The following is a 23754-nucleotide window of genomic DNA, read 5'->3' on the forward strand; positions in this document are numbered from 1 at the left end:
GGATAAAACGAACAGCAGGAATTGCTCCAAATAATTTAAAATCAAAAAAAAAGCCACCTGTTACGGTAGCTTTTGTGATGTGAAAGATAAATGATTAAACGCTTCCATCTTCATTTTCCTTGTCTAAATATTCCTGAACAATATCAATTGCATTAGTTACAACATCACTTAATGCGGTGTGGATATCAATTCAAAGAAAATTCAAACCAAATAGGAACGTGATCGGATATTTTTCGAGCTTCTTTTAGTGTGCTAAAATTTTTATAAAAAGGAATAATACCGGAATTTAGAAGTGTAGTTTTAGAAGTTTTGTAATACATATTATCAAATTCAGAAGCGAGACAAATCTCTTTTTTGCATTCTTGTTTCAACGAGGTTTTTTGGTTTACTAAAATAGATTGAAATCCCATTTTTTTCAACGAATTGAAAACCGAATGTGATTGCGGACAGTTGAAGTCTCCTGCAAAAATTAAATTCAAGGTGGGATATTCATCAGGTAAAAATTTGAAATATTTAATCTCGGTTTCGGGTTGCATTTTTTTAGTAATAGCATGAAAATTCACCAGCGTGAATTGTTTGTTTTCATATTGAAAAGTGCAATAATAAGGCTCTCTCTCAATCTCTAGATGGTATTTTTTTTCGAGCCAAGCTTTTCCTATTTTCTTTACTTTGCTCGTTTTCCAAATGAAGGCATATCTTTCGGTTTTATAGGCACTGCTGCTGGTGGGGTCACTGATCACATACTCCCATTTAGCTCCTTTTCGGTTGAGTTCATCTGTTAATCGTGCTACTGCCTGTGCGCCTCCATATCCGGCAACCACTTCCTGAATGGCAATTATGTCGTAATCTTTCAGCGTTTTTGCAATATAAGTAATGGTTTCTTCGGATTTCGATTTTCCAAAATTGGCTATGTTCCAGGAAAGGATTTTGGTTTGAGCGAAAGCAAAAGTGGCTAGGAAGAGGAACAGTAAGGAAAATAGGGGTTTCATTTAATTAGGAGAATATTAGTATCACTTTTTACGGATAGAATTAGAGTAGCTCAAACGTATGATAATTAAATGGAATTTGAGGAATTTTTCGAGTCTTATGGATTGTTTAATATTGTTTTCTGATGTATTTTATTTTGGTTATATCGACAAAGGAGAAATTTCATTACTTAGACTTGTTATAGGATTCTCCTTTTTTGAAATAATAATAATTGTATGTACTAGAGGCAGTATGGTACAAATAACGGGTAGTCTTGAAAGATAATTACAATTTTAATATTTGATTTTTTTTGAGATTCATATAATTTTTTTTAAAGTTTGGTATAAACAATCAAATGACCATAGTTAGGAACTAAAGCTAATTCTTTTTGTTATTTATTTTATAGTTGTAAATCCCTTTTTGGACTTCATTGATACTGTTGATAGTCTCCAGTTTTAATTTTGCCAATATTTTTTCTTCTATAATTTCACCATTTTTCAAACGGATTTTTATGCTATAGCTTTTGTGTTCATTCATTTTTAAAAAAATAAATACAATCAGAAAAAAAAGTAATCAGTAAGATTAGGTCTATTTGCAGGTATAAATAGGAAAGAAAACCCAAGGATAGTAATGCCCAAATAATTATAAATGTATAAACCGGCCTCATTTTATTTACTTTAACGTGAGTCTTGTCTAACTCAGAAAATAATATTTTTTGTGTTTTATAAGTCAATATTATTCCGTTTTCAGTTACCGTTATTTTTCTGAAATTGTTATTAAAAATCATTTGTTTAATTATAATTAAATATTCTTGTCAACTTTTAGAATTTATGGTGCAACAGGTACTTTAATGACTTAGGTTTAAAGGTCATATTACAGGATTTATTTCGTATTGTAAATACTTTTACAAAGCAAATCACTTCCCTTCATAAGCCCCAACAGTTTCCAATAATTCCTTTTCAAATTGATAAATGTCATCAATTGACTGAATGTGATGTTTTATTTCGATTTTGTTTTCATTGAAAAGGCCAAGATATTTTTTAGTTCCGTTGAGATGCAACCTGCATAAAGGTTTGCGGTTGTTGTCATCAAGTAAAATCCCAAAGTAGGATTGAGTATCCCGAGGAACGATTCTGTTTACAGGAATTTTACGCCTTAGAATAGCCACGACAATTCGATAGGCTTCCAGTTCTTCGTCACTGGTAACCACTTTGCTCGCTTCTTCAATGGGTTCCGTTTTTTCTTCCTGTTGTTTTATTGTTTCTTTATTTAGTGCGGCATTCAAGCGGTCATTAATTTTTTCGTTGATAAATTGATTAAATGCTTTTTGAACTAACATTTTGAATTCTTCCATCACTTTTTCCGTAAGTCTTCCAGCATATACTTTATTAGCAAAGAGTTTTATAAAATCATTCGAGGGATTTTCCAGTTCGTCATTAATCTCTTTTTTGATTTCTTTGGTATATTTTAAAGCACTCGCATTGTTTAGAATGTGATCTACATTAAAACTTGATTTATGGAATTTAGCAATTTCAATGATCGAATTTTCTTTGAGATTGATGATGTCAAACTCCAGAAAAGGCTTCTGGTCCATTTTGTTTTTCTCGTCTAAATCGGTATAAAATTGATATTGAATGCCATTAGTTAAGAGTGCAAAACGAGTTTTTGTGACATGAAAATAGCGAAATAGTTGTGAGCTGTGCACTGAAAGGTTTTCTTTCCAGCTTTTGCATTCAACAATTAGGATGGGTTCACCGCTCTGGAAAATAGCATAGTCTACCTTTTCTCCTTTTTTTAATCCAATATCGGCAGTGAATTCAGGGACTACCTCCAGCGGATTGAAGGCATCATAGCCAAGCATGTTGATAAATGGGAGTACAAATGCGTGTTTGGTTGATTCTTCGGTTTCGATTTTGTCTTTTAACTGAATGATTTTATCCGCTAGGGATTTTAGTTGAATGGTTAATTCCATAGTATTTTGTTGCTAATTGGTTTCAAAATTACTTCCGTAAAAGATAACTTCTTTACGGTTTTCCTCATTTGGATTGTTTTTTCCGAATTTTATACGCTATATCAATAATCCGCCGATACTCGGTACAACTATTTGTATTGAAAACAACAGGATGTATTTCATAATTATAATTTTTTCCATTGATTCTTTTTTTTACGTTCCGATGTGTAAATAACTTTACCTTTTCGTTGTCTTGAAGAGCTTTTTAGCTTTTCTTGAGGTATAGCAATCCCAATTGGACTTTGTATTGGATTTGCAAGAGGTATTTGATTTTTTCTTTTTAACGAATCAGTTTGCGTATTTGTTTTTTTGTCTATAGCTGTATCCGTTTGTTTTGGTACTACTAACACATCGTCATCATATTTTCGATGTATTTGGTTGTGAAGTATTTGTCGGTGTTGAGGTTGTTTTTTTGGTTCTGATTTGCAAGATGTTAGGATGCAAAATGACAGTATAAAAAAGATGGGTTTTTTTATTTGGTTTTTGAACTCCCGATAGTTGTCCTTTGTCAAGATCCTTCCTTCGGAATATCGAGCGAATACTAAATTGGTTATTGTAAACTGGAGCATTTGTTTCATTTGATTTTTTATAAACCAAATCTAGCAACTTTTGAAATCTATTTTTTACGGGAAACCGTAAAGACATCATTTTTATTAAAATCAGGCTATGATTTGCCAATACAATGGTCAAAAAAAGAAGTGAATTTAAGCTAATATCGCATACTTAAGTAGCAAGAAAGATATATTGTCGCAATTATTAAAAAGAGTTTTTGCCACAGATTGTAAGGATTAAAAAGATTTTTAAAATTACATAACGAATTAATCTGTGCTAATCTGTGAAATCTGTGGCAAAGAAATTTAGTGCTTTATTAAAATACGACATTAAATTTTAGTCATCACTTATCTTTGGTACAACCGTAAAAAACATATCAATTCTACCGCTATGTTTTATGATTTAATCACCGTGTCAAAAATCTTTGGAGCGCTGTAAATGATCTTAGCAATTGATTGTTTTTGATGCTTTTAAATTGCAGTAATAACGTTATTGGAATATTTTTTTTAGTTTTTAATAGTCTGAAATGCGAATTAGACTAATCCTAAATCTTTAGTGATGGCTATAAGATGTACGTTATTGTTTGCTTTGAAATATATTTTAAGCCTATTGATGCGTTTTTCAAGACTACTGGTGCCACTAGGAATAATTCCGGAATTTTTAAATTCCGAAGCAATATCCTCCAGGGTTAATCCATTGGATAAAGATTTTAAAAGTAAAATATCATAGGCTTCAATTTCAAAAAGGGATTTGTTTCTTAAAGCATGGCGTACTTCCTCAGATGGATGAAGGTTCTTATTATTATAAATATTTTGTATCGTTTTCTTGAGTTCCGGAATACTGTCTCTTCCTTTTGATACATAGGCATTTATTCCTAAATTAGTATACAGTGATTTTATTCTAAAGGATTTGTCTTCTATCGAAAACACAATGGTTTTAAGTTCAGGCTGTTCTTTTTTTACGGCTTCAATGAGTTCCTCACCAGAGGATAATCGATCCTGACGGTGATCGGGTTTAAATGATAAATCACTAATCAACAAGTCATAGGGAACTTTGTCATGAAGGGCTCTTTTTATTTTTAGGAAAGCTTCATCACAGTATTTGGCATGGTGAATTTCTAAAATAGAAAGCTCTCTTAGTGCTTGAATTATTGCGATGCTTATAGTGTCTAAATCTTCGGCAACTAAAACTTTATGGAACATATGGACTAGATTATATTGGAAAAATAAAACGGACTCTAAACCCTTTGTTGGATTTACTGTCAAAATTAAGGGTTCCTTTTATGGCATGAATACGGTTTTCCACATTTTGAAGTCCATTTGTTGAAGTTAATTCTTCAAGCGTGGCTCCAATACCATTATCAGTGTAATCGACTTGTAATTTATTTTTATTTTTTTTGAAAGTTAATACAACTAAACTGCATTGGCTGTGCTTTTTCATGTTGACCAGTAACTCTTGTACCACTCGGTAAAGCGTTATTTTTTTAGTACTGTTTATAGCGTTCCACTGAATTGTATCCATTCCATTGGTTAATATATTGATTTCATTTGTTTGAAAACCGGACATCATTTCTTTTAAACTAGTTTCAAACAGTGCTCCTGCTTCAATAGTGCTGTTTTCTCTGGAAATGTTTCGTGTCCGGGAATAAATAGTGTCTAGGCTGGTTAGTAAAACTTCTTTATTTTGTGCGGTGGATAAATCTTGTGTTTCTGCAAATGCCATGGTTTGATACACATCGTTAGCTAGTTCATCATGTAGTTTTTTTGAAATTCGAATTTCAGTGGTATATGAAATTTTCACCTTTTCTCTTCGGTTTTTAGCCATAAGAAAATTTGCTGCGGAAATGCTTATTATTAAGGTGAATACGATAACAAAGGATAAAATTAGATTTCTATTTTTTTGCTTTTCTAATAAAAGTGCATTTTCTATTTTTTGTGTTTTTAGTTCTAAATTTTCATCTTTATCTTTTTTAGAATCATATTTTATTTTTGCAAATTGATTTTTTGCTTTTTGTCGGGCTTTATTGATGCTGTCATTGATGTGGAGGTGAAGAATGGAAAATTTTTTTGTTTCCTTCCCAACGCTATTTCGTATTAATAATGCGATTGCTTTCAATCGGTCATCAACATTGTTAATTTTTGTTGCTTTTTCGTAAGCTAATTGTGCATATTTATAAGATAATCCAGGATTGGATTTTTTATAGAACTCAGCAATATTAAGATAACTGGTTGTAATTCCAAAGTCATCTTTTATTTTTTTTCTAATGATTAAAGCGGTATTCAGATAGTGAAGACTTCTTGAATCACCCATTTTGAAATAGCAATAGCCCAAATTATCAAGAACCCTGGCATTATTTTCCTCATCGTTTGAAATGTTTGTATGGAGAGTTAATGGCACCAGAAGCTGCAGTGCGCTTTTGTAATCATTTTTGCCTATATACGCTACGGCAATATTATTTGTAAGGATTGTTTTTTGTGATTCATCCGGGATTTGATTGAGTGCTTTATTATAGTAGAGTATTGCATTGTCATAGTCATAAAGTCGCTCATAATTAATACCTAATATATTGTATACAGCACATTTGTAGTAGCGATTTGTTGTTTTTTGGAATAAGGAAATAGCCTCAGTAGCCGTGGTTTCACTACTCAAATAATCCCCTTGTATTTGCTGAATTACAGCCATTTTTAATAAGGAATAAATTATTTTTCCAGTATCCGTTCCTTCATTACAAGCTAATTTTGATTCGTTGTAGTAATAAAAAGCACTATCATAAACTTGGTTTTCAAAATGTTTTTCTGCACGTAAAAAATGCTGTTGGTAGTGCGGGTTGCTTTTGATTTGTGTTGCAATGGTACTTTCTTTTTTGCAAGATATAAATCCTGTAAATAAAAGGATGAGTGAAATTAAAAACGGGGAATTCAACTTTTTAAGTTTCATTCCCCGAAAATACATAAATTAATTTTAGATATGGATTTAATTCTATATTTGTATTGTTATTTTGGAGGAGGAATTTTAGTTTGTCCATTCGCACCTCCTCCTGTATCATCTGCGGATACTTGTTGTTTGTTATCTGGAGTGGTTTGTACTTCGTCATTGGTACAGGAAACCATTGCAATTCCGGCAATGATTAAACACGATACTAGTAGTATTCTTTTCATTTTTTTTTGAATTAAAATTAAATATGGGTTGGTCAGTCCGATTTCGAAATCGAATTGTTATCAGGATTAGCCTACCATAAAAGATTTGCTTTTTGGGGAAGTAAGTGTGCTGAAAACAGAATAGGACCATCTATACTTCCCGAATAGACCGACCAGGCTGTTTTGTAGCACTTTTTTTAAGAACTAGTTTTGTACATTTGTCTTGATTGCAATTCAAGACAGCAAAGAATTCTTAAGCAAAGGAATGAGGATAGTGCAGTTTGTTCTCAAAGGAATTCCGGTAATTCCGGTAATTCTGATAGTTTCCGACTAATGCTTATAAATACCAAAATAGGAGTATGAATAAAATTACTTTTGAGGAGTATAAACGTGCCATTAAAGCAGAATATCAAGTATCTAAAATGGATGAAGTGTCGGGAATATTATTAAATCCAACCCCTGCACAATTGCGGAATCTATGCTTGATGAAATTGGGTAATGGCCTGTCCAATGCAGATGAAAATGTATTTAAAATGTTTTTTGATGCTAAAGCGGAGGATACTTTGAGACGGGTAATTGAAAATTTTGATCTCGGAAAATTTAAACCCATTATATCCTTTCTAAAAGGACAGAAAGATTCTGATACTGCGGCTAGAATAGAATTAGCAGCCATTTTGGTAGATTTTATTCCAAGGCCTTATAATACGTATTTACTCCATGGTAAGAGTAGCGAAAGAGATGCTCAAGAAAGTGTTAAAGCGTTTCAAAAAAAGAGAATGACCGATGTTGGTATTCAATTAGTGAACCCTACTAATAATGTTCTAGCAGGAATCTCTCAATATGCGCATTTGAGAAAATCAGGAATTATTCTTGCTATTTTGATGGCATTATTTTTTATGGGATATACTGTAAAAGGAATTTTTTTTCCAGAGAAGGACTGTATGAAATGGGAGGGGAATTATTATGTAGCAGTAGATTGCTTGAAAGACAATGGACAGTTTGGAATTAGTAGTTCCATTGATGAGGAGGTAATGAAATTAAAGAAAGTAGATTGTAGTAGTACGTTGCAATTCTTTAATAAAGAGACACCTATCGTGTGGTATTGTAAGCGTGATGGAGAGATAGAACTTTTCAATATGGCAGGATTTCACCCAGTAACGGGAAAACCACTAAAGCCTATTACCAAGTACATTATCAAAAAGTATAATTTAATGCAATGATGGTGCAGAAGCAGTTAAGCTGAACAGTATGTAAACAAAAAAACCCAATCTTTCGGATTGGGTTTTTTATATAAGTAAGTAATCTAAATTGAGTTATAAAACGTTTATTTTACTTTATTAAGTACAGCTTTGAAAGCTTCTGGGTGATTCATTGCTAAATCAGCAAGCACTTTACGGTTCAATTCGATTCCGTTAGCTTTTACTTTACCCATGAATTGTGAATAAGACATTCCTTCCAATCTAGCTCCAGCGTTGATACGTTGAATCCATAATGCACGGAAATTTCTTTTGTTCACTTTTCTGTCACGGTAAGCGTAGCACATTGCTTTCTCTACCGCATTCTTAGCAACTGTCCAAACGTTTTTACGTCTACCAAAGAAACCTTTGGCTTGCTTCATTATTTTTTTTCTTCTTGCTCTTTTAGCAACTGAATTTACCGATCTTGGCATAATTTTTATTGTTTTTTGTAGCAGGCGGCTTGAATTAAATCAAAAGCGCTTAATGGCCGTACTCCAAGGTTATTTTAAATTGTTTTAACCTAAAGACTATTTAGTCAAAAGTTTTTAAAGTCGAATGTCCAAAGGCTTTAAGACCTTTGACTTTGCAACTTTAAGACTTATTAAATAATTCTTAATTGTTGTTTGATGCTTTTCATATCTGTTTTGTGAACTAGCGCAGAGTGTGTCAATGCTAATTTACGTTTTTTAGACTTTTTAGTCAAAATGTGACTTTTAAAAGCATGCTTTCTTTTAATCTTTCCAGAACCAGTAACTTTAAAACGTTTCTTGGCGCTAGATTTGGTTTTCATTTTAGGCATTTTTTCCTAGTGTTTTAATTTATTCGTACTTACTTATTTTTTCCTCTCCCCAGCCCTCCCCAAAGGGGAGGGTGACGAGAAGTTATATTTGTTTCTCCTTTTTTTGTTCCCTTCCTTCGGAAGGGTTAGGGGAGGATATTACTTTTTCTTTTTAGGAGCGATGAACATGATCATTCTCTTTCCTTCCAGAACAGGCATGGCTTCTACTTTTCCAAATTCTTCAAGATCTGTTGCCAATCTCAACAATAAGATTTGACCTTGGTCCTTGTATATGATTGAACGCCCTTTGAAGAAAACGAATGCTTTCAATTTGGCTCCTTCTTTCAAGAATTTTTCTGCATTCTTTCTCTTAAACTCATAATCATGCTCGTCGGTCTGTGGGCCAAAACGGATTTCTTTCACAACAACTTGTGTAGATTTCGCTTTTAGGATCTTATCACGTTTCTTTTGTTCGTAAACAAATTTCTTGTAATCCATGATTTTGCACACCGGTGGTTCTGCATTTGGAGAAATCTCAACAAGATCCAATTCAAATTGATCCGCTAATCTTAGAGCTTCCGAAAGTTTAAAAACTCCCGGCTCAATGTTCTCTCCTACAAGTCTTACTTCTTGTACACCACGAATAAGACTGTTTATTCTGTGTGCATCTTTTTTTTCTACGCGAGGTTGGTAACCTCTGTTGCTTCTTATTGCTATGACTTTATAATTTAAGTTAAACTGTAAATACTTTTAATGTTTTATTGATCTCTTCATTTACAATAGCAACAAATTCGTCTATTGTAACGCTGATATTTCCCTTTCCTTCTTGTCCGTGACGACGAATAGAGATGGTTCCGTTTCTCTCTTCTTCCTCACCTACGATCAACATAAACGGGGTTTTTTGCATTTCGGCATCTCTGATTTTCTTCCCGATTGTCTCGTTTCTATTATCTATGAGGGCGCGAATTTCGTGATTTTCTAGCAAATCTAAAACTTTTTTCGCATATATTTCATATTTCTCGCTCAAAGACAATATTATAGCTTGTTCCGGCATTAACCAAAGAGGGAAATTTCCTGCAGTATGTTCTAATAAAATAGCAATAAAGCGTTCCATTGATCCAAAAGGAGCTCTGTGAATCATCACCGGTCTGTGTAATTCATTGTCAGATCCTTTGTAGGTCAAATCAAAACGTTCCGGCAGGTTATAATCTACTTGAATGGTTCCTAATTGCCATTGTCTTCCCAAAGCATCTTTTACCATGAAATCCAATTTTGGACCATAGAAAGCGGCTTCACCATATTCAACGACGGTGTTCAGCCCTTTATCTGCAGCAGCATTAATAATCGCATTTTCTGCTTTTTCCCAATTTTCATCACTACCAATATACTTATCTCTGTTTTCTTTGTCTCTCAAAGAAATCTGAGCGGTAAAGTTTTCGAATCCTAATGAACCAAATACATACAATACCAAGTCAATTACTTTCTTGAATTCTTCATCCAGTTGTTCCGGTGTACAAAAAATATGGGCGTCATCCTGTGTAAATCCTCTTACACGGGTTAATCCGTGCAATTCACCACTTTGTTCGTATCTGTAAACGGTTCCAAATTCAGCATAACGTTTTGGTAAATCTTTGTAGGACCATGGTCTTACATTATAAATTTCGCAGTGATGGGGACAGTTCATCGGTTTCAATAAAAACTCTTCACCTTCAGCAGGAGTGCTTATAGGTTGAAAACTATCAGCACCATACTTAGCATAATGTCCTGAAGTGACATACAATTCCTTCTGACCTATATGTGGCGTAATTACTTGCTCATAACCCGCTTTCTTCTGTGCTTTTTTTAAAAACTGTTCTAAACGATCTCTCAATGCAGCTCCTTTTGGCAACCATAACGGTAAGCCTGCTCCAACTTTTTGTGAAAAAGCAAATAACTCTAATTCCTTTCCTAGTTTTCTATGGTCGCGACGCTTTGCCTCTTCTAGTAATAAAAGGTATTCCGTAAGATCCTTTTGTTTAGGAAACGAAGTTCCGTAAACCCGGGTCAACTGTTTGTTTTTTTCATCACCGCGCCAGTAGGCACCGGCAACACTCATTATTTTCATCGCTTTGATGATTCCAGTATTTGGAATATGACCACCGCGGCATAAGTCAGTAAACGTATCATGATCGCAAAACGTAATCGTTCCGTCCTCAAGATTGGTTATCATTTCTGTTTTATAAACGTTGTCTTTGTATAATTCTAAAGCGGCTTTTTTAGATACAGGACGTAGCTTGAATTCATGTTTTCCTCTTGCTATTTCAAGAACACGATCCTCAATTTTCTTAAAATCCGCGTCCGTTATTTTTTGATCTTCAAAATCCACATCATAATAAAATCCATTAGATATTGCTGGTCCGAGCGTTAATTTGATTCCTGGGTACATTTCCTCCAGAACCTGTGCCATAACATGCGAAGTAGAGTGCCAGAATGCTTTTTTTCCGCCCTCGTCATTCCAGGTATACAAGATAAGACTGCCGTCTGTCGTCAAAGGAGTTGTGGTTTCAATAGTTGTACCATCAAAAGAAGCCGAAATCACATTTCTGGCAAATCCTTCACTAATGCTTTTAGCAACATCCATCGGTGTTACCCCTGAAGCAAACTCTTTAACTGACCCGTCGGGCAAAGTAATCTTAATCATTGTTTATTATTTTAAGAATGCAAATATAGCGCATTGCAGAAATACACACAATATATAAGTAAGGTTTGTTGCTATATGGGTGTAAATACAAAATCATAACGGATTATAAACAAATGAAAAGCAATCATTTATTTTGGGGAGTTGTCTGCTTTTTTAGTTCGTTTCGTTCGTTTTCTACTATACTATTGCACGCTTTTCTTTCGTAAAACAAAGGAAAAGCCTTTTCACATTTATCAAAACTCAATTACACGATTAGTTTTCTGACGGACTTTAAAAAAAAATAAGATCCTGATCTTGCGGAATAAAATCCAATTTTGAAAATGTTTAATTTGACTCTTTACCATTTACTTCTCACCCTTCACTTTGTCAATTCACATTTTAAAACGTTGTATCTTTGATTCTTTAGCACCTTTAAAAAATATTTCAATAAAAATGAACATCCCAAACTCACCTTTACCCAGAATAGTTATTATAGGCGGTGGCTTTGCCGGAATTGCGTTAGCTAAAAAACTCAAAAATAAAAAAGTCCAGGTTGTCCTTTTAGATAAACACAATTACCATACTTTCCAACCACTGCTGTATCAAGTTGCTACAGGCGGTCTTGAAGCTGGCTCTATTGCTTATCCCATTCGAAAAGTCATTCAGGAATACGATGATGTTTATTTTAGACTCACCAATGTTCAGGAAATTGATGCCGAAAACAAAAAAATTATTGCTGAAATTGGAGTATTAAGCTATGATTATCTCGTGATTGCCACGGGTTCCAAAACGAATTATTTTGGCAATAAGGAAATTGAGCGCAACAGTATGGCCATGAAAACCATACCGCAATCACTCAATATTCGAAGCCTGATTCTTGAAAATTTCGAACAAGCCGTTTTAACCACAGATGCAGCCGAACAAAACAGTCTCATCAATTTTGTCCTGGTTGGGGGAGGACCAACAGGAGTAGAGCTATCAGGTGCTTTAGCTGAAATGAAAAAAGCCATTCTCCAAAAAGATTATCCGGATCTTGATATTGCTAAAATGGAAATCAATCTCATTCAAAGTGGGGATAGAATCCTGAATACTATGAGCGAAGAATCCTCTTTAGCTGCCGAAAAATTTCTGGTCAGTTTAGGCGTAAAAATCTGGAAAAACGTACGTGTTACTAATTATGATGGACGTACTATAACGACAAATTCCAATTTAACGTTTGAAACTGCCACTCTGATTTGGACAGCAGGCGTTCAAGGTGCGGTTGTTGCTGGACTGGATGCAGCAGCACTAGTTGAAAAAGCAGAACGTATACGGGTCAATGAATTCAATCAAGTGATTGGTTATGATACTATTTTTGCAGTGGGTGATATTGCTTCCATGGAATCCGAAACCTATCCGCAAGGACATCCCATGATGGCGCAACCTGCGATGCAGCAAGGGAAATTATTGGGCGAAAACTTAATAAAATTAATTGAAAATAAACCCATGGAAGCTTTTGAATATAATGATAAAGGATCTATGGCAACCATAGGAAGGAATAAAGCGGTAGTCGATTTGCCGGGATACCATTTCAGCGGTGTTTTTGCCTGGTTTGTCTGGATGTTTGTCCACTTGTTTTCACTGATTGGTTTCAAAAATAAAGCCGTCGTATTCCTGAATTGGGTCTACAACTACATTCGTTTTGATCGGGAAGGCCGTTTGATTATCAGACCCTACAAAAAGAAAAGTTTTACGACATTTACCAGCGATGAAGTATAGAAAATCATGAATTTTAAAGTCTTATTTATAACTCATAACTTCTTTCCTTGTAATAATTTACCATCAAATTTATAAATTTACTATAGCCCTCGATGCCGTCTTTTTGCTGGTTTGCTTTCAGGAATTGATCATAAAAAGCATGGAATCCTTTGTCGATAATCGTGTCGTATTGCTTCCAGAAATGCTCACTTTCTTTGTAGTTTTTGATAATACCGGGATGAACAGTGTTTAATAATTGTTTAAAAACCACCTCGTCTCGGGCCTTCCAGTTGCTTAAACAATATCGCAAAGCCATGCTGTACCCTGAATATTGAATATACAAATCATCATTTTTGACCGAAGCTAAATACCCAATAAAATTGCATTCACTTTCGCTTGCAAAGCCTATTTGGTGTGCCATTTCATGATTAGTAGTCATGGGGAAACTGTACATTGGACCTAGGTAATTAACCTGTGCTTCATTGGTAAACGGATTCAAATAGCCTCCAAAACCCATGTAGGTCAAGGGCAAACTAATTAGCGATTTTTTAGTGCTTAGCTTTGAATAGGCGAAGTAAGGATGTTCCGCTTCCAGGTTTTTATATCCATTCATACTCATTTCAAAAACCTGTTCTTGAGAGTACGGGAATACCACTTTCAAGCTGTCATTTTTTGTGAGTTGGTTTTGAACGGCATTGGTTTTGGCAATTATTTTTTTGGTGAAAGCCAACAAATCAGCATCTGAATAGTCTTTTTGAATTTCCATTTTTTCAAAAAGCGGTTCACGGTAATAATTCAGTGCCCAAAGTACATGAAACAAAAAGTAAAAAACCGAAACAAAGCTCAGTATACTCAAAAGGGTGTCTTTCCAATTGGATTTCCATGTTTTTCGTTTGTTCCAAAGCCATTTGAAAACAAATAAAATAACTATGAAATAGAGACAATCGCCTATGGAAAATGGAATTTCTCCCAGAATGGTTCTCGAGAACAACGAAAGTATCGGGTAGAGACCATTGCTATACCATTCTTCTACCTGTTCCGGATAGAAGGAAATAATTTGTAAAAGCAGTATTTGGATAAATAGAAAGGAGGAAAGGAAATATTTTGTTTTCAATGGTTGAATTTTGGAAATGTAAATATAATTACAATATCAATTACTACCGTAAGGAATTTAAACTTTGTAACTTTGGGACTTGTAAATGTTAAACCTCAAACACAAATAAATGAGTCAAGAAATAAGAAGTCTGGAACCAAAAGCACTTTGGAACAAGTTTGCCGATTTGAATGCCGTGCCTCGTCCTTCTAAAAAGGAAGATCGTGTGATTGCGTTCATAAAAAAATTTGGCGAAAGCCTTGGATTAGAGACTTTTGAAGACGAAATTCGCAACGTAATTATCCGAAAACCGGCAACTGCTGGTATGGAAAACCGAAAAGCTATCGTACTTCAAGGACATTTGGATATGGTGCACCAAAAAAATGCTGATACTGTTTTTGATTTTGATACCCAAGGAATCGATATGTATGTAGATGGAGATTGGGTTCGTGCTCGAGGAACAACGCTTGGTGCTGATAACGGTCTTGGAGTTGCTGCGATTATGGCAATTTTAGAAAGTACTGATATTCCGCATCCTGCAATAGAAGCTTTGTTTACTATTGACGAAGAAACAGGAATGACAGGAGCACTGAACTTAAAAGGAGGTATTCTGCAAGGTCAAATTCTTTTAAATATGGATACGGAAGAAGATGATGAAATAGATATTGGTTGTGCAGGAGGAATTGATGTGACGGCCACTGCAGAGTATGATGAAGAGGCCACTCCCGAAGGTTCTGTGGGGTATACAATTACTGTAAAAGGCCTGAAAGGCGGCCACTCCGGAATGGATATTCATAAAGGGTTAGGTAATGCCAATAAAATTATGAACCGATTGTTATTTGATGGTTTTGATAATTTTGGTTTGCAAATCTCCGAAATAAAAGGAGGAAGTTTACGCAATGCAATTCCGCGTGAAAGTCAAGCTAAAGTAATTATTGCCGAGGTATATGATGAAGCTTTTGTTTTTGACATGCAGCAAATTGTAAACGAAATCAAAACGGAACTTAAAACGACAGAGCCAAATTTAGAAGTTGTTTTTGAAAAAATGGAGGCAGCTCCTGCTAGAGTAATGCCTACAATTGCTCAGTTTTATTTTGTACGATCTATGTATACGGCGCACAACGGAGTGTACAGCATGAGTGCTGATTTTGCAGATTTAGTAGAAACATCGAATAATATTGCCAAAGTAATTGTAGGTGATGGACAACTTTCAGTACAATGTTTAACACGTTCTTCTGTTGAAACGGCTAAATTTGATTTGGCCAATGCGTTGCGTTCCGCTTTTGAACTAATGGGTTGTGAAGTAGAATTTTCAGGTGTATATCCTGGTTGGACACCAAATTCAGAATCTGAAATTTTGGATGTTTTGGTGCCAATCTACGAAAAACAAAACGGTGAAAAACCAAAAGTAGTGGCGTGTCACGCAGGATTAGAATGTGGAATTCTAGGGACAAATTATCCGGATATGGATATGATTTCCTTTGGGCCAACCATTCACGGAGCGCATTCCCCTGATGAAAGAGCTAGTATTTCTTCTTCTCAGAAATTTTGGAAATTTGTTTTGGAAATTTTAGCTACTATTCCAGTCAAATAAAACAAAGTGTTCAGTAATCAGTTTTTAGTATTCAGTCTATTTGTAACTGAATACTAAAAACTGCTCACTGCTCACTAATAATTAGTCTCTTTTGGGAGTGTTTTTCTTGTCTCTTTTTTCTTCTTTCTTTTCTTTAGCCGTTTTTAAAGGCTCTTTCTTTGCGGTTTTCTTCGCGTCTTGACTTTTTGCCATAATAGGAGTATTTAGGTTTTGTTTTTAATTCTTGATGTAGGTAAATGTATATAATATTTTTGATTTGTTTGAAATATTACTTTAAAAAAGCCCCAATTTCTTTAAGAATTGAGGAATGATTTAATTTATGGAAATGGCAAAATTTCAATATAAGAGTATGTTTTATTTTATCTTTAAAACTTTATATTCTTCATAACAGCCACTGATAGCATCCATGATTTGTAGGTCGTTTGCTGTTTTTATAAACGATTCAGAGTAGTTGCAGCGTTGCAAAATTTCAGGAATTTCATTTTTGTCAATACCTAAAAGTACCGCAATAGTTTCTCTGTCGAATTTTGATTCCAAAAGATTTCGAACGGTATCATCCTTTTTTAATTCTTTTAGTTTCTTGAGTTCTTTGGGATTGTTACCAAAGAAATTATAAAGCATATCTGCTGGATTAAAGATGGAGCCCAATACTCTTCCAAATGCATTTGGGGAATATTCACCTGCCTCGTATCCTTGTGTTAATCCGGAAATACTGTAGCGGTAATTTTCACTGATAGGAATGATTTTAGTATCTACTTCAAGATATCCGGTTAGATTAAAAGGTCTTATAACTATTTCTTCAAGAGCAATTGCTTTTTCTGTTAGCTGTATTTTGGTGCTTTTATTTTTTATCCAGTCATTAGTAACTCGTACACGAAGCGATTGGAATCCGAGACTGGTAATGTGAAGTGTGTCATTTAGTTGTACATCGATTTCAAAATGGCCTCTTGAATCGGTTGTCGCTCCTCTGACTTTATTAATATTAATGATGTTTACACTAGATAATGGTTCTCTAGTTGTGTTACTGATGATGACACCATCAACTTTCTGGGAAGGTTTCTTAACTTGCGCAAAAGCAGGTACAGATAGTACTAAAAAAAAGAAAACTACAAAATATTTCATAAACTGATTTAAGACTTTAAAAGTAATAAAACAGGATTAAATATTTTGTAGTTTCAGTATATAATTATAAGAATATTAACAATGAATGTTAGTCTCTTCTTGGTCTTCTTGGTCTTGGTGTGTCACCAAAGCTTTCAGAACGTCTTGGTGCTCTGTCAGAACCTTCTGTTCGAGGTCTGTCAGATGAAAAACCGCCTTCTCTTCTTGCTCCGAAACCACCTTCTCTAGGAGCAGAATTTCTGTCGCTTCTAAATCCACCAGAACCTTCTCTTCTTGGAGCAAAACTACCTTCTCTTCTTGGAGCTGAACTTCTTTCGCCACCAGAACGACCTCCGCCAAAACTTCCGCCAGAACTTCTTCCGTTATGATCACGTCTTCCGCCACCATCGTTTTTAGAAATTTCAACATTGATTCTACGTCCTTCTAATTGAACATTGTTCAATACTTCCATTACTTTATCGGTATGTTCCGGATCTGTGTTAAAGAAAGAGAATCCTTCTTTTACATCTACTTTGAAAACGTCATCACGACCTAAGTCTAATGTTTCTTTCAGGTAATCTTTCAATGACATCCAGTCAAAGTTATCTCTAGAACCTATGTTCACAAAATATCGTGTTGCGCCACCATTGTTGTTTTCTCTCGGAGCACCATCTCTATCGTCGCGCTCACGTCTTTCAGAACCTGAAGCTTGATTAGAAATATCTCTAGTTTTCTTGTAATAATTGATAAAACGGTTAAATTCAACCGAAACCATTTTCTTGATTAATTCCTCTTTCGATAAATCTTCAAGAACGCTGTTAATTGCAGGAAGATAGTTGTCAATTTCGTGATCAACTTCTACATCTTTAATTTTATTAGCTAAGTGTAATAATTGGATTTCGCAGATTTCAATTCCAGAAGGAATCGTTTTTTCTTCGAATTTTTGTTTGATGATTCTTTCAATTGAAGAAATCTTGCGCAATTCGCTTTTAGTTACGATTACGATAGAAGTTCCTAATTTACCAGCACGGCCAGTACGACCTGAACGGTGATTGTAAGTTTCAATTTCGTCTGGTAATTGGTAATTTACTACGTGAGTAATGTTATCAACATCAATTCCACGTGCAGCAACATCAGTAGCGACAAGCATTTGGATTTGTCTTCCTCTAAAAGATTTCATTACACCATCACGTTGCGCTTGAGATAAATCTCCGTGCAATGCAGCAGCACTGTATCCGTCTTCAACTAATTTTTCAGCAACAGCTTGCGTATCTCTTTTGGTACGACAAAATACTACTGAGAAAATATCTGGATTAGCATCGGCTAAACGTTTCAAAGCTTCGTAACGATCACGAGCATTTACAAGGTAAAATTCGTGAGAAACTGTAGCAGAACCTGAATTTTTAGCTCCAACTGTAATTTCAATTGGGTCTTTCATGAATTGTTTTCCAATTCGTGCTACTTCGGCAGGCATTGTAGCTGAAAACAACCAAGTGCTTTTTTCGTCTGGCGTAGTAGAAAGGATGTTTACGATATCTTCGTAAAAACCCATGTTCAACATTTCGTCAGCTTCGTCAAGAATACAATAGTTGATTTGAGAGATGTTTACCAAACCTCTATTAATCATATCTTGCATTCTTCCTGGAGTTGCTACAATAATTTGCGCGCCTCTCTTTATGTCTCTCGCTTGATCTGTAATGCTAGCTCCACCGTAAACTGCTACCACATTAATACCTTTTTCGTATTTAGAGTAGTTTTTAATTTCGTTGGTAATCTGCAAACAAAGTTCGCGTGTTGGAGATAAAATTAATGCTTGAGTATTTCTGTTGTTGGCATCAATTTTCTGAATAACTGGAAATCCAAATGCTGCCGTTTTCCCTGTCCCTGTCTGAGCCAACGCAACCATATCTGTGTCTTTTTCCAATAATAGGGGAATCGCTTTCTCCTGTACTTCGGTCGGATTTTCAAATCCTAGATCTAAAATCGCCTTCAGTAACGATTCACTCAATCCTAATTGTTCAAATTTATTCATATGTATTTTTAAAATAGGGTGCAAAATTACTGTTTATAATTCATATAAACTAATGCTATTTTAAGATTTTACAATTTATTATAATTTGATTATCAGAATGTTATCGTTTTGTTTGAAAATTAATCGTTTTGATTTGGTGTATTTAGTGTGAAATTTTTATTTGGAATTCAAGTTTTTGTTATAAAAATAGTACAATTGAATCGTTTATTTATTCATCTTTAGAAAATGAATCAGTTGTTGTGTTGCTTTTCCTCTATGGCTTATTTTGTTTTTTATATCTAATGATAATTCGGCAAAAGTTTCCTGATAGCCATCAGGTTGAAAGATCGGATCGTAACCAAAACCTTGATTACCAGTTTTCTTTAAGGTTATTTCACCACCAGCAATTCCGGTAAACAGATATTGTTTCCCGTTTAGATTTAGTGCTATAACTGTTTTGAATTGTGCTTTTCTATCCTCTTTATCCAAAAGGGCATCTAATAATTTAGTCATATTATCATTTGCATTGCGTTGCTCGCCTGCATATCTGGCAGAATAAACGCCGGGTGCTCCATTTAAGGAATGGACTTCGAGTCCAGTATCGTCTGCAAAACAATCGCATCCATATTTTTCAGTGATGTAATTTGCTTTCTGAATGGCATTGCCTTCAATCGTATCGCTTGTTTCCGGTATGTCTTCAAGACAATCGATACTTTCTAAACTTACAATGGTTATGGTTTTAGGAAGCATGCTTTGTAATTCGAAAATTTTATTTTTATTGCTGGAAGCGAAAACGAGTTGCATTTTTTTAGTTTAGGTTGTCAAATATACATTTTTTAAAAACAGTGTTGTCCGGTAAAATTATTTAGATAGAATTTGAAGTTTTTTATTGGACTGCAAATGAATTAATAAATGAGACAATCCGTTCCTTGTGGGTTTGCACAAGGGATAGCAGTGGAAATCCTTTTATATTTTGTCAGGGTTTTTAATCCTGACAAGATATAAAAGATTGTAACGAATAGCCCGACCACGCTGTAACGCTAGTGAAAGCGTGGATGTGCCCAAATACAAACTTTATTTTTTATCTACCATAGGTCTTTCGGCGCGGTTTGCCAGTTCCCAGGCGGTTACAAATGCAAACTGGGCTCTTTTAGTCAAGGCATCATATTCAATTTTGTCCGGACTATCAGTAGGTTTGTGGTAATCAGCATGGACGCCATTAAAAAAGAAAACAGAAGGCACACCGTTTTTGGCAAAATTATAATGGTCAGAACGTTCGTAAAAATGATTTGGATCTTTTGGGTCATTGAATTTGTAATCCAAAACAAGATTGGTGTATTTAGCATTTGCAAAGGTACAAATGTTATCCAGATCAGTTGATAATCGATTGGCACCAATGACGTATACGTAATTATTGCTGCTGGCGTGGGCATCATCGCGACGGCCTATCATGTCAATATTGATATTAGTTATTGTATTGGCTAATGGGAATAGAGGATTTTCAGAATAATATCGGGAGCCATGTAGACCATGTTCTTCGCCGGTAACATGGAGAAATAGGATGGAGCGTTTTGGACCATGACCTGCTTTTTTAGCTATTTGGAATGCTTGTGCAATTTCTAACAAAGCAACAGTTCCGGAACCATCATCATCAGCGCCGTTATAAATTTCTCCGTTTTTTGTCCCTACGTGGTCGTAATGGGCAGAAATGACCAAGACCTCATTTGGTTTTTCAGAACCCTCAATATAGGCCCAAATGTTTTCAGAATCCGGTAAGTTTTCATTGCGTTTTGCATTTAGGAAGGCGGCAGGAATTTTTTGGTAATAGTCGGAAGCGCCTGTAGGAAAGGGAACCGCATTTTTATTATATTGATCAATGAGGTACATCCCCGCTTTTTTTTGTCCGGCAGATCCTGTTTCACGGCCTTCCATTTCGTCTGAAGCAACAATATAAAGGTGCGTTTTAAGTTCGTCAGCTGTTATTGTATTCATGTATTTTGTAGGATCAACACGAGCAACGCTAGATTCTTGAGAAGCACAGCTGATGGTTAGAAGAATCATGAAGGATAATAAAGAGAATTTTTTCATTTTTTTTTAATGTAGGTTAATAAAGGTTTATAGGGTAAAAGGAATACTATAATAAGGACTAGAATAAAGTTAATAAAAAATAACAGGCTGCTTTTAGGAAAGAAATCAATCGAGTTTCTTCATAAGAACGGCTGTTTTAAATGTTCTAGTTTGCTAAATGTTATTGGCTGGTTTTTTTTACTATTATATTTTTTCAAAATAACGAATAGGATTTGCCATTCCTCTAATTTTAGGCACTATTTTATTCATATATATCAAGAATTTCTTTTGAAATAATTTCTGAACCTTCAAATCCCCATCTTTTTGTGCCTCTATATTCAATATCTTGAACCCATTTTTCATGTTTAAATATTGCTCTTATTACACCTTTATATTCGGCTAAAACAAGCTCTGAATTTTCTGCTCTGTTTTGTCTAATACCCACCAACCTCTAGTTGCTTCGTAAATATTGGGTCTGTCATAAACTGGATTTTCACTTTTCTTTTTTCGTTTATTATCGTATGTTTTATTTATATTAATTACTAAAACTGTATGTTCAATATTTTCTTTTTTTAATTCTTCACAATTGTAAAGTATTTCATATTCATTAACAGTTTTAATTCCTTGGTTAAATGAATTATGTCTAGCGACGATATTTGAAATTTTAGCAATTTCTGCAAAATCCCTAAAGGTCAAAAAATCAATTAAAACAGATTCAACTATTAGAGCTTCATTTTCTTCTAATCCGTGTCTAATTATAAAGTGTTTTACTTTTAAATTTTCTATTTTAATTGCTCTGATAATTTCTAATTTTTCAGTTTCGCTTGGATTAAATATTGCTTCATTAATATGAGAAAAAACACGATTTCCATAACCTTTTCCAACATAGAATATTTTGTTATCTCTTGGGTCAATTAGAATATAAACATAAGATTTTAATTCTTCTTGTGTCTTTTGTGAAAATTGTTCAGTCATAATTCGTTATTTTTCTCCGATTTTAGGTATACTTGACACATAACGTCAATTCTCCTGAAGGATCGGGATAAAAACCTCTAAACGAACTGTATTTTGTTAATCATTGAGTAAATATATGTTATTTAAACTACAATTAAAATTCGTTCTGGTAAAAGTCGCTTATGATTATTAAAATAAAACAGTCCGTAAAAAGGGTTGAAAATTGCTCTTAACATCACAAAACATAAAGTGATCCTTTTAGGAAATGGCAATGAATACTAACAAATCCGGCAGGATTCATGGTATTTGCTAAGCAACCTTTTGGCGGTTCAAGTCAGGTGGTGGAATATTCGGGGAGATACACCCATAAAATCGCCATCAGCAATCACATGTACAGTTTAAACCGGAATAGGGTGTTCAGTTTGCCCCGGAATATCCAGTGGAAGAGGAATTGCACCGCTCAACTTTTGGTTGGTTAAAAGTTAAGCGAATACAATAGGCATCTGTTTTCATCGCTAAAATTCTAGTATTTGTTTACTAATTCAAAATATTAGAAAAGGAAAATATTACAGCGCAAATTTTTAGCACGAAAGGACATACTGCAATTCCGTCAACAATTTTTTTGTAACCCACTCATTAAAATCCTTAATTATTCTTTTTTTAGCTGAGGGAATATATTAATTATCTAATTACAAAGGTGGGTTTTTTTATTTATAAGTTTTTATTAATGTTTGTAATAATATGCATTAAATAAATTTATGTTGTTTAAATGGATTACTTCTATTCTGTTTAAAGCAAATAAATCTCAGAGCATGGTAAAACTGGATATGCAAACTAATGACCGATTTACAAAAAGGACATCTCAGTTTTATTCTTAATGAAAAAAAACTCAAAAGCAAATTCATATTAGTGAAACTAAAAACGAAACACTAAAACACCTGGCTTTTAATAAAATCAAAAGATCAATATGCCGGTGATAGTGACATTTTGCTACAAGACAAATCCGTAATTTCTAACGTGACCCTATAAAAGGTAGAAAACTAAAGGCGTTAAGCTATTATTTGAGCGTTCCTCCATATATAAAAAGAGGAATTACTATAGCGTGTAGTAGTCTCTTTTTATATAAGGAGTCGGGCTATCCGCTACAAGTCCTCATAAAGTTGCGTTACGCTCCACTTTCTTGCGGGCTTTTCACTACTATCCCTAACGCGTGCTTTCTTAGTTTAGAACTTTTAGTTGTTTTGATGTATATAATGATACCTTATATATAGGATATAAAAGCAATAGTACAATTTAACACACTATCCCATCTATATAGCACAAAACCATTAGTTGGATTAATTTTAGACTTCAATAATGGAGGTAAAGCACCCTATGAATTAGAAAAGCGAAACGAAGAGCGGGTAAAAGAGCAGCTATAGCTGTATTTCGAAATATTTGGCAAAGAAAGAAAAGGAATCGAAGTGTTAGTATTGCAGTTGGAATAGTCGTTTTAGAGAAAGAATGGGTATACTTTGGAGGCGGGTAGGGTTATAAAGAAAAAACTTTGATCTTCAAAAAACGTGATATCAGCTAGTTAAAGAAAAAGTTAAGAAAAGGATAAAAAAAAGGGATTAAAAAGCTTGTAAAAGCGAATAAAGGGTGTAGTTTTGCACCCGCAAACAAGTTTACTGAACACCAATTAGAATATAATTATAGTGAGGTAATGGTTTAGAAGTTCTTTAAAATACTGGCAAGTTAATTGGATCAAAAGGAAAATTTATTTTCAAAAAAAGATTCGATAAAGCTTGTGAGAATAGAAAACGGATGTTACCTTTGCACCCCGCAAAACGCGCAATGTTCCTTGACAGATTGAT

General features: G+C 34.4%; 21 protein-coding genes and 1 pseudogene. 4 read left to right on the plus strand and 18 right to left on the minus strand.

Going from position 1 to position 23754, the window contains the following annotated elements; genetic code table 11:
- Positions 1-185: 185 nt before the first annotated feature.
- The 7 genes from EKM03_RS06690 to EKM03_RS14980 form a co-directional block, all read right to left on the minus strand.
- Positions 186-989: an endonuclease/exonuclease/phosphatase family protein gene (locus EKM03_RS06690; RefSeq protein WP_126740072.1), complete on the minus strand. Its 804-nt coding sequence runs from the start codon at positions 987-989 to the stop codon at positions 186-188.
- A gap of 355 nt (positions 990-1344) precedes the next feature.
- Entirely contained in the window at positions 1345-1503 is a 159-nt protein-coding gene (locus tag EKM03_RS14975) for a hypothetical protein (RefSeq protein WP_158616367.1), read from the minus strand.
- Positions 1504-1882: 379 nt separating this feature from the next.
- A complete protein-coding gene (locus EKM03_RS06695) occupies positions 1883-2938 on the minus strand; it encodes a type I restriction endonuclease (protein ID WP_126460933.1) in 1056 nt (351 codons plus the stop codon).
- A gap of 164 nt (positions 2939-3102) precedes the next feature.
- Positions 3103-3555, minus strand: a complete 453-nt coding sequence (locus EKM03_RS06700) for a hypothetical protein (protein WP_126740073.1) — start codon at positions 3553-3555, stop codon at positions 3103-3105.
- Between the two features lie 507 nt (positions 3556-4062).
- Positions 4063-4731: a response regulator transcription factor gene (locus EKM03_RS06705; RefSeq protein WP_126460926.1), complete on the minus strand. Its 669-nt coding sequence runs from the start codon at positions 4729-4731 to the stop codon at positions 4063-4065.
- 10 nt (positions 4732-4741) lie between these two features.
- A complete protein-coding gene (locus tag EKM03_RS06710; RefSeq protein WP_158616368.1) occupies positions 4742-6466 on the minus strand; it encodes a tetratricopeptide repeat protein in 1725 nt (574 codons plus the stop codon).
- 56 nt (positions 6467-6522) lie between these two features.
- Entirely contained in the window at positions 6523-6687 is a 165-nt protein-coding gene (locus EKM03_RS14980) for a hypothetical protein (RefSeq protein WP_156063249.1), read from the minus strand.
- 338 nt (positions 6688-7025) lie between these two features.
- On the opposite strand from EKM03_RS14980, the gene EKM03_RS06715 reads away from it, so the two are divergent.
- Positions 7026-7886 (plus strand): hypothetical protein, encoded by an 861-nt coding sequence (locus tag EKM03_RS06715; protein WP_126740075.1) that lies wholly within the window; start codon positions 7026-7028, stop codon positions 7884-7886.
- Between the two features lie 104 nt (positions 7887-7990).
- Here the strand turns inward: EKM03_RS06715 and rplT are convergent, their stop codons facing one another.
- The 4 genes from rplT to thrS all read right to left on the minus strand — a co-directional run bounded on the left by rplT (position 7991) and on the right by thrS (position 11362).
- Positions 7991-8335 (minus strand): 50S ribosomal protein L20, encoded by a 345-nt coding sequence (rplT, locus tag EKM03_RS06720; RefSeq protein ID WP_035633036.1) that lies wholly within the window; start codon positions 8333-8335, stop codon positions 7991-7993.
- Between the two features lie 170 nt (positions 8336-8505).
- Complete coding sequence (rpmI, locus tag EKM03_RS06725; RefSeq protein WP_022827375.1) at positions 8506-8703, minus strand: 50S ribosomal protein L35; 198 nt, start codon at positions 8701-8703, stop codon at positions 8506-8508.
- A 138-nt stretch (positions 8704-8841) separates the two neighbouring features.
- On the minus strand, positions 8842-9399 hold the full coding sequence (gene infC, locus EKM03_RS06730) for a translation initiation factor IF-3 (RefSeq protein WP_370273076.1): 558 nt from the start codon (positions 9397-9399) through the stop codon (positions 8842-8844).
- A 16-nt stretch (positions 9400-9415) separates the two neighbouring features.
- Positions 9416-11362: a threonine--tRNA ligase gene (gene thrS / locus EKM03_RS06735; RefSeq protein WP_126460917.1), complete on the minus strand. Its 1947-nt coding sequence runs from the start codon at positions 11360-11362 to the stop codon at positions 9416-9418.
- Positions 11363-11794: 432 nt separating this feature from the next.
- Here thrS and EKM03_RS06740 point away from each other — a divergent pair, with 432 nt between their 5' ends.
- Positions 11795-13099, plus strand: coding sequence for an NAD(P)/FAD-dependent oxidoreductase (locus tag EKM03_RS06740; RefSeq protein WP_126555653.1), 1305 nt, complete (start codon positions 11795-11797; stop codon positions 13097-13099).
- 25 nt (positions 13100-13124) lie between these two features.
- Here the strand turns inward: EKM03_RS06740 and EKM03_RS06745 are convergent, their stop codons facing one another.
- Positions 13125-14192, minus strand: coding sequence for a DUF3810 domain-containing protein (locus EKM03_RS06745; protein ID WP_126460909.1), 1068 nt, complete (start codon positions 14190-14192; stop codon positions 13125-13127).
- Positions 14193-14301: 109 nt separating this feature from the next.
- Between EKM03_RS06745 and EKM03_RS06750 the strand changes: the two genes are divergently transcribed.
- Entirely contained in the window at positions 14302-15765 is a 1464-nt protein-coding gene (locus tag EKM03_RS06750; RefSeq protein WP_126740076.1) for an aminoacyl-histidine dipeptidase, read from the plus strand.
- A 354-nt stretch (positions 15766-16119) separates the two neighbouring features.
- On the opposite strand, the gene EKM03_RS06760 is transcribed toward EKM03_RS06750, so the two are convergent.
- From EKM03_RS06760 to EKM03_RS06780, 6 genes are all read right to left on the minus strand, one after another.
- A complete protein-coding gene (locus EKM03_RS06760) occupies positions 16120-16887 on the minus strand; it encodes a carboxypeptidase-like regulatory domain-containing protein (protein ID WP_126460905.1) in 768 nt (255 codons plus the stop codon).
- 88 nt (positions 16888-16975) lie between these two features.
- Positions 16976-18898, minus strand: coding sequence for a DEAD/DEAH box helicase (locus EKM03_RS06765; protein ID WP_126460901.1), 1923 nt, complete (start codon positions 18896-18898; stop codon positions 16976-16978).
- Between the two features lie 204 nt (positions 18899-19102).
- On the minus strand, positions 19103-19681 hold the full coding sequence (locus tag EKM03_RS06770) for a non-canonical purine NTP diphosphatase (RefSeq protein WP_126740077.1): 579 nt from the start codon (positions 19679-19681) through the stop codon (positions 19103-19105).
- A 270-nt stretch (positions 19682-19951) separates the two neighbouring features.
- Positions 19952-20965 carry a M28 family metallopeptidase gene (locus EKM03_RS06775; RefSeq protein WP_126460895.1) on the minus strand — a complete coding sequence of 338 codons (1014 nt, stop codon included), beginning with the start codon at positions 20963-20965 and terminating at the stop codon, positions 19952-19954.
- A gap of 183 nt (positions 20966-21148) precedes the next feature.
- A complete protein-coding gene (locus tag EKM03_RS15240; protein ID WP_233584069.1) occupies positions 21149-21307 on the minus strand; it encodes a hypothetical protein in 159 nt (52 codons plus the stop codon).
- Between the two features lie 36 nt (positions 21308-21343).
- Positions 21344-21919, minus strand: coding sequence for a GIY-YIG nuclease family protein (locus EKM03_RS06780; RefSeq protein WP_233584070.1), 576 nt, complete (start codon positions 21917-21919; stop codon positions 21344-21346).
- A gap of 275 nt (positions 21920-22194) precedes the next feature.
- On the opposite strand from EKM03_RS06780, the pseudogene EKM03_RS06785 reads away from it, so the two are divergent.
- Positions 22195-22284: pseudogene (locus EKM03_RS06785) on the plus strand (transposase); the annotation flags it as partial.
- Positions 22285-23754: the final 1470 nt, after the last annotated feature.

This window comes from Flavobacterium sp. GSP6 (assembly GCF_003984855.1).
Taxonomy (GTDB): domain Bacteria; phylum Bacteroidota; class Bacteroidia; order Flavobacteriales; family Flavobacteriaceae; genus Flavobacterium.

Coding starts and splice junctions, on each gene's coding strand:
- EKM03_RS06690 (WP_126740072.1), bottom strand. CDS start 989: ATGAAACCCCTATTTTCCTTACTGTTCCTCTTCCTAGCCACTTTTGCT.
- EKM03_RS14975 (WP_158616367.1), bottom strand. CDS start 1,503: ATGAATGAACACAAAAGCTATAGCATAAAAATCCGTTTGAAAAATGGT.
- EKM03_RS06695 (WP_126460933.1), bottom strand. CDS start 2,938: ATGGAATTAACCATTCAACTAAAATCCCTAGCGGATAAAATCATTCAG.
- EKM03_RS06700 (WP_126740073.1), bottom strand. CDS start 3,555: ATGAAACAAATGCTCCAGTTTACAATAACCAATTTAGTATTCGCTCGA.
- EKM03_RS06705 (WP_126460926.1), bottom strand. CDS start 4,731: ATGTTCCATAAAGTTTTAGTTGCCGAAGATTTAGACACTATAAGCATC.
- EKM03_RS06710 (WP_158616368.1), bottom strand. CDS start 6,466: ATGAAACTTAAAAAGTTGAATTCCCCGTTTTTAATTTCACTCATCCTT.
- EKM03_RS14980 (WP_156063249.1), bottom strand. CDS start 6,687: ATGAAAAGAATACTACTAGTATCGTGTTTAATCATTGCCGGAATTGCA.
- EKM03_RS06715 (WP_126740075.1), top strand. CDS start 7,026: ATGAATAAAATTACTTTTGAGGAGTATAAACGTGCCATTAAAGCAGAA.
- rplT (WP_035633036.1), bottom strand. CDS start 8,335: ATGCCAAGATCGGTAAATTCAGTTGCTAAAAGAGCAAGAAGAAAAAAA.
- rpmI (WP_022827375.1), bottom strand. CDS start 8,703: ATGCCTAAAATGAAAACCAAATCTAGCGCCAAGAAACGTTTTAAAGTT.
- thrS (WP_126460917.1), bottom strand. CDS start 11,362: ATGATTAAGATTACTTTGCCCGACGGGTCAGTTAAAGAGTTTGCTTCA.
- EKM03_RS06740 (WP_126555653.1), top strand. CDS start 11,795: ATGAACATCCCAAACTCACCTTTACCCAGAATAGTTATTATAGGCGGT.
- EKM03_RS06750 (WP_126740076.1), top strand. CDS start 14,302: ATGAGTCAAGAAATAAGAAGTCTGGAACCAAAAGCACTTTGGAACAAG.
- EKM03_RS06760 (WP_126460905.1), bottom strand. CDS start 16,887: ATGAAATATTTTGTAGTTTTCTTTTTTTTAGTACTATCTGTACCTGCT.
- EKM03_RS06765 (WP_126460901.1), bottom strand. CDS start 18,898: ATGAATAAATTTGAACAATTAGGATTGAGTGAATCGTTACTGAAGGCG.
- EKM03_RS06770 (WP_126740077.1), bottom strand. CDS start 19,681: ATGCAACTCGTTTTCGCTTCCAGCAATAAAAATAAAATTTTCGAATTA.
- EKM03_RS06775 (WP_126460895.1), bottom strand. CDS start 20,965: ATGAAAAAATTCTCTTTATTATCCTTCATGATTCTTCTAACCATCAGC.
- EKM03_RS15240 (WP_233584069.1), bottom strand. CDS start 21,307: ATGAAAAATGGGTTCAAGATATTGAATATAGAGGCACAAAAAGATGGG.
- EKM03_RS06780 (WP_233584070.1), bottom strand. CDS start 21,919: ATGACTGAACAATTTTCACAAAAGACACAAGAAGAATTAAAATCTTAT.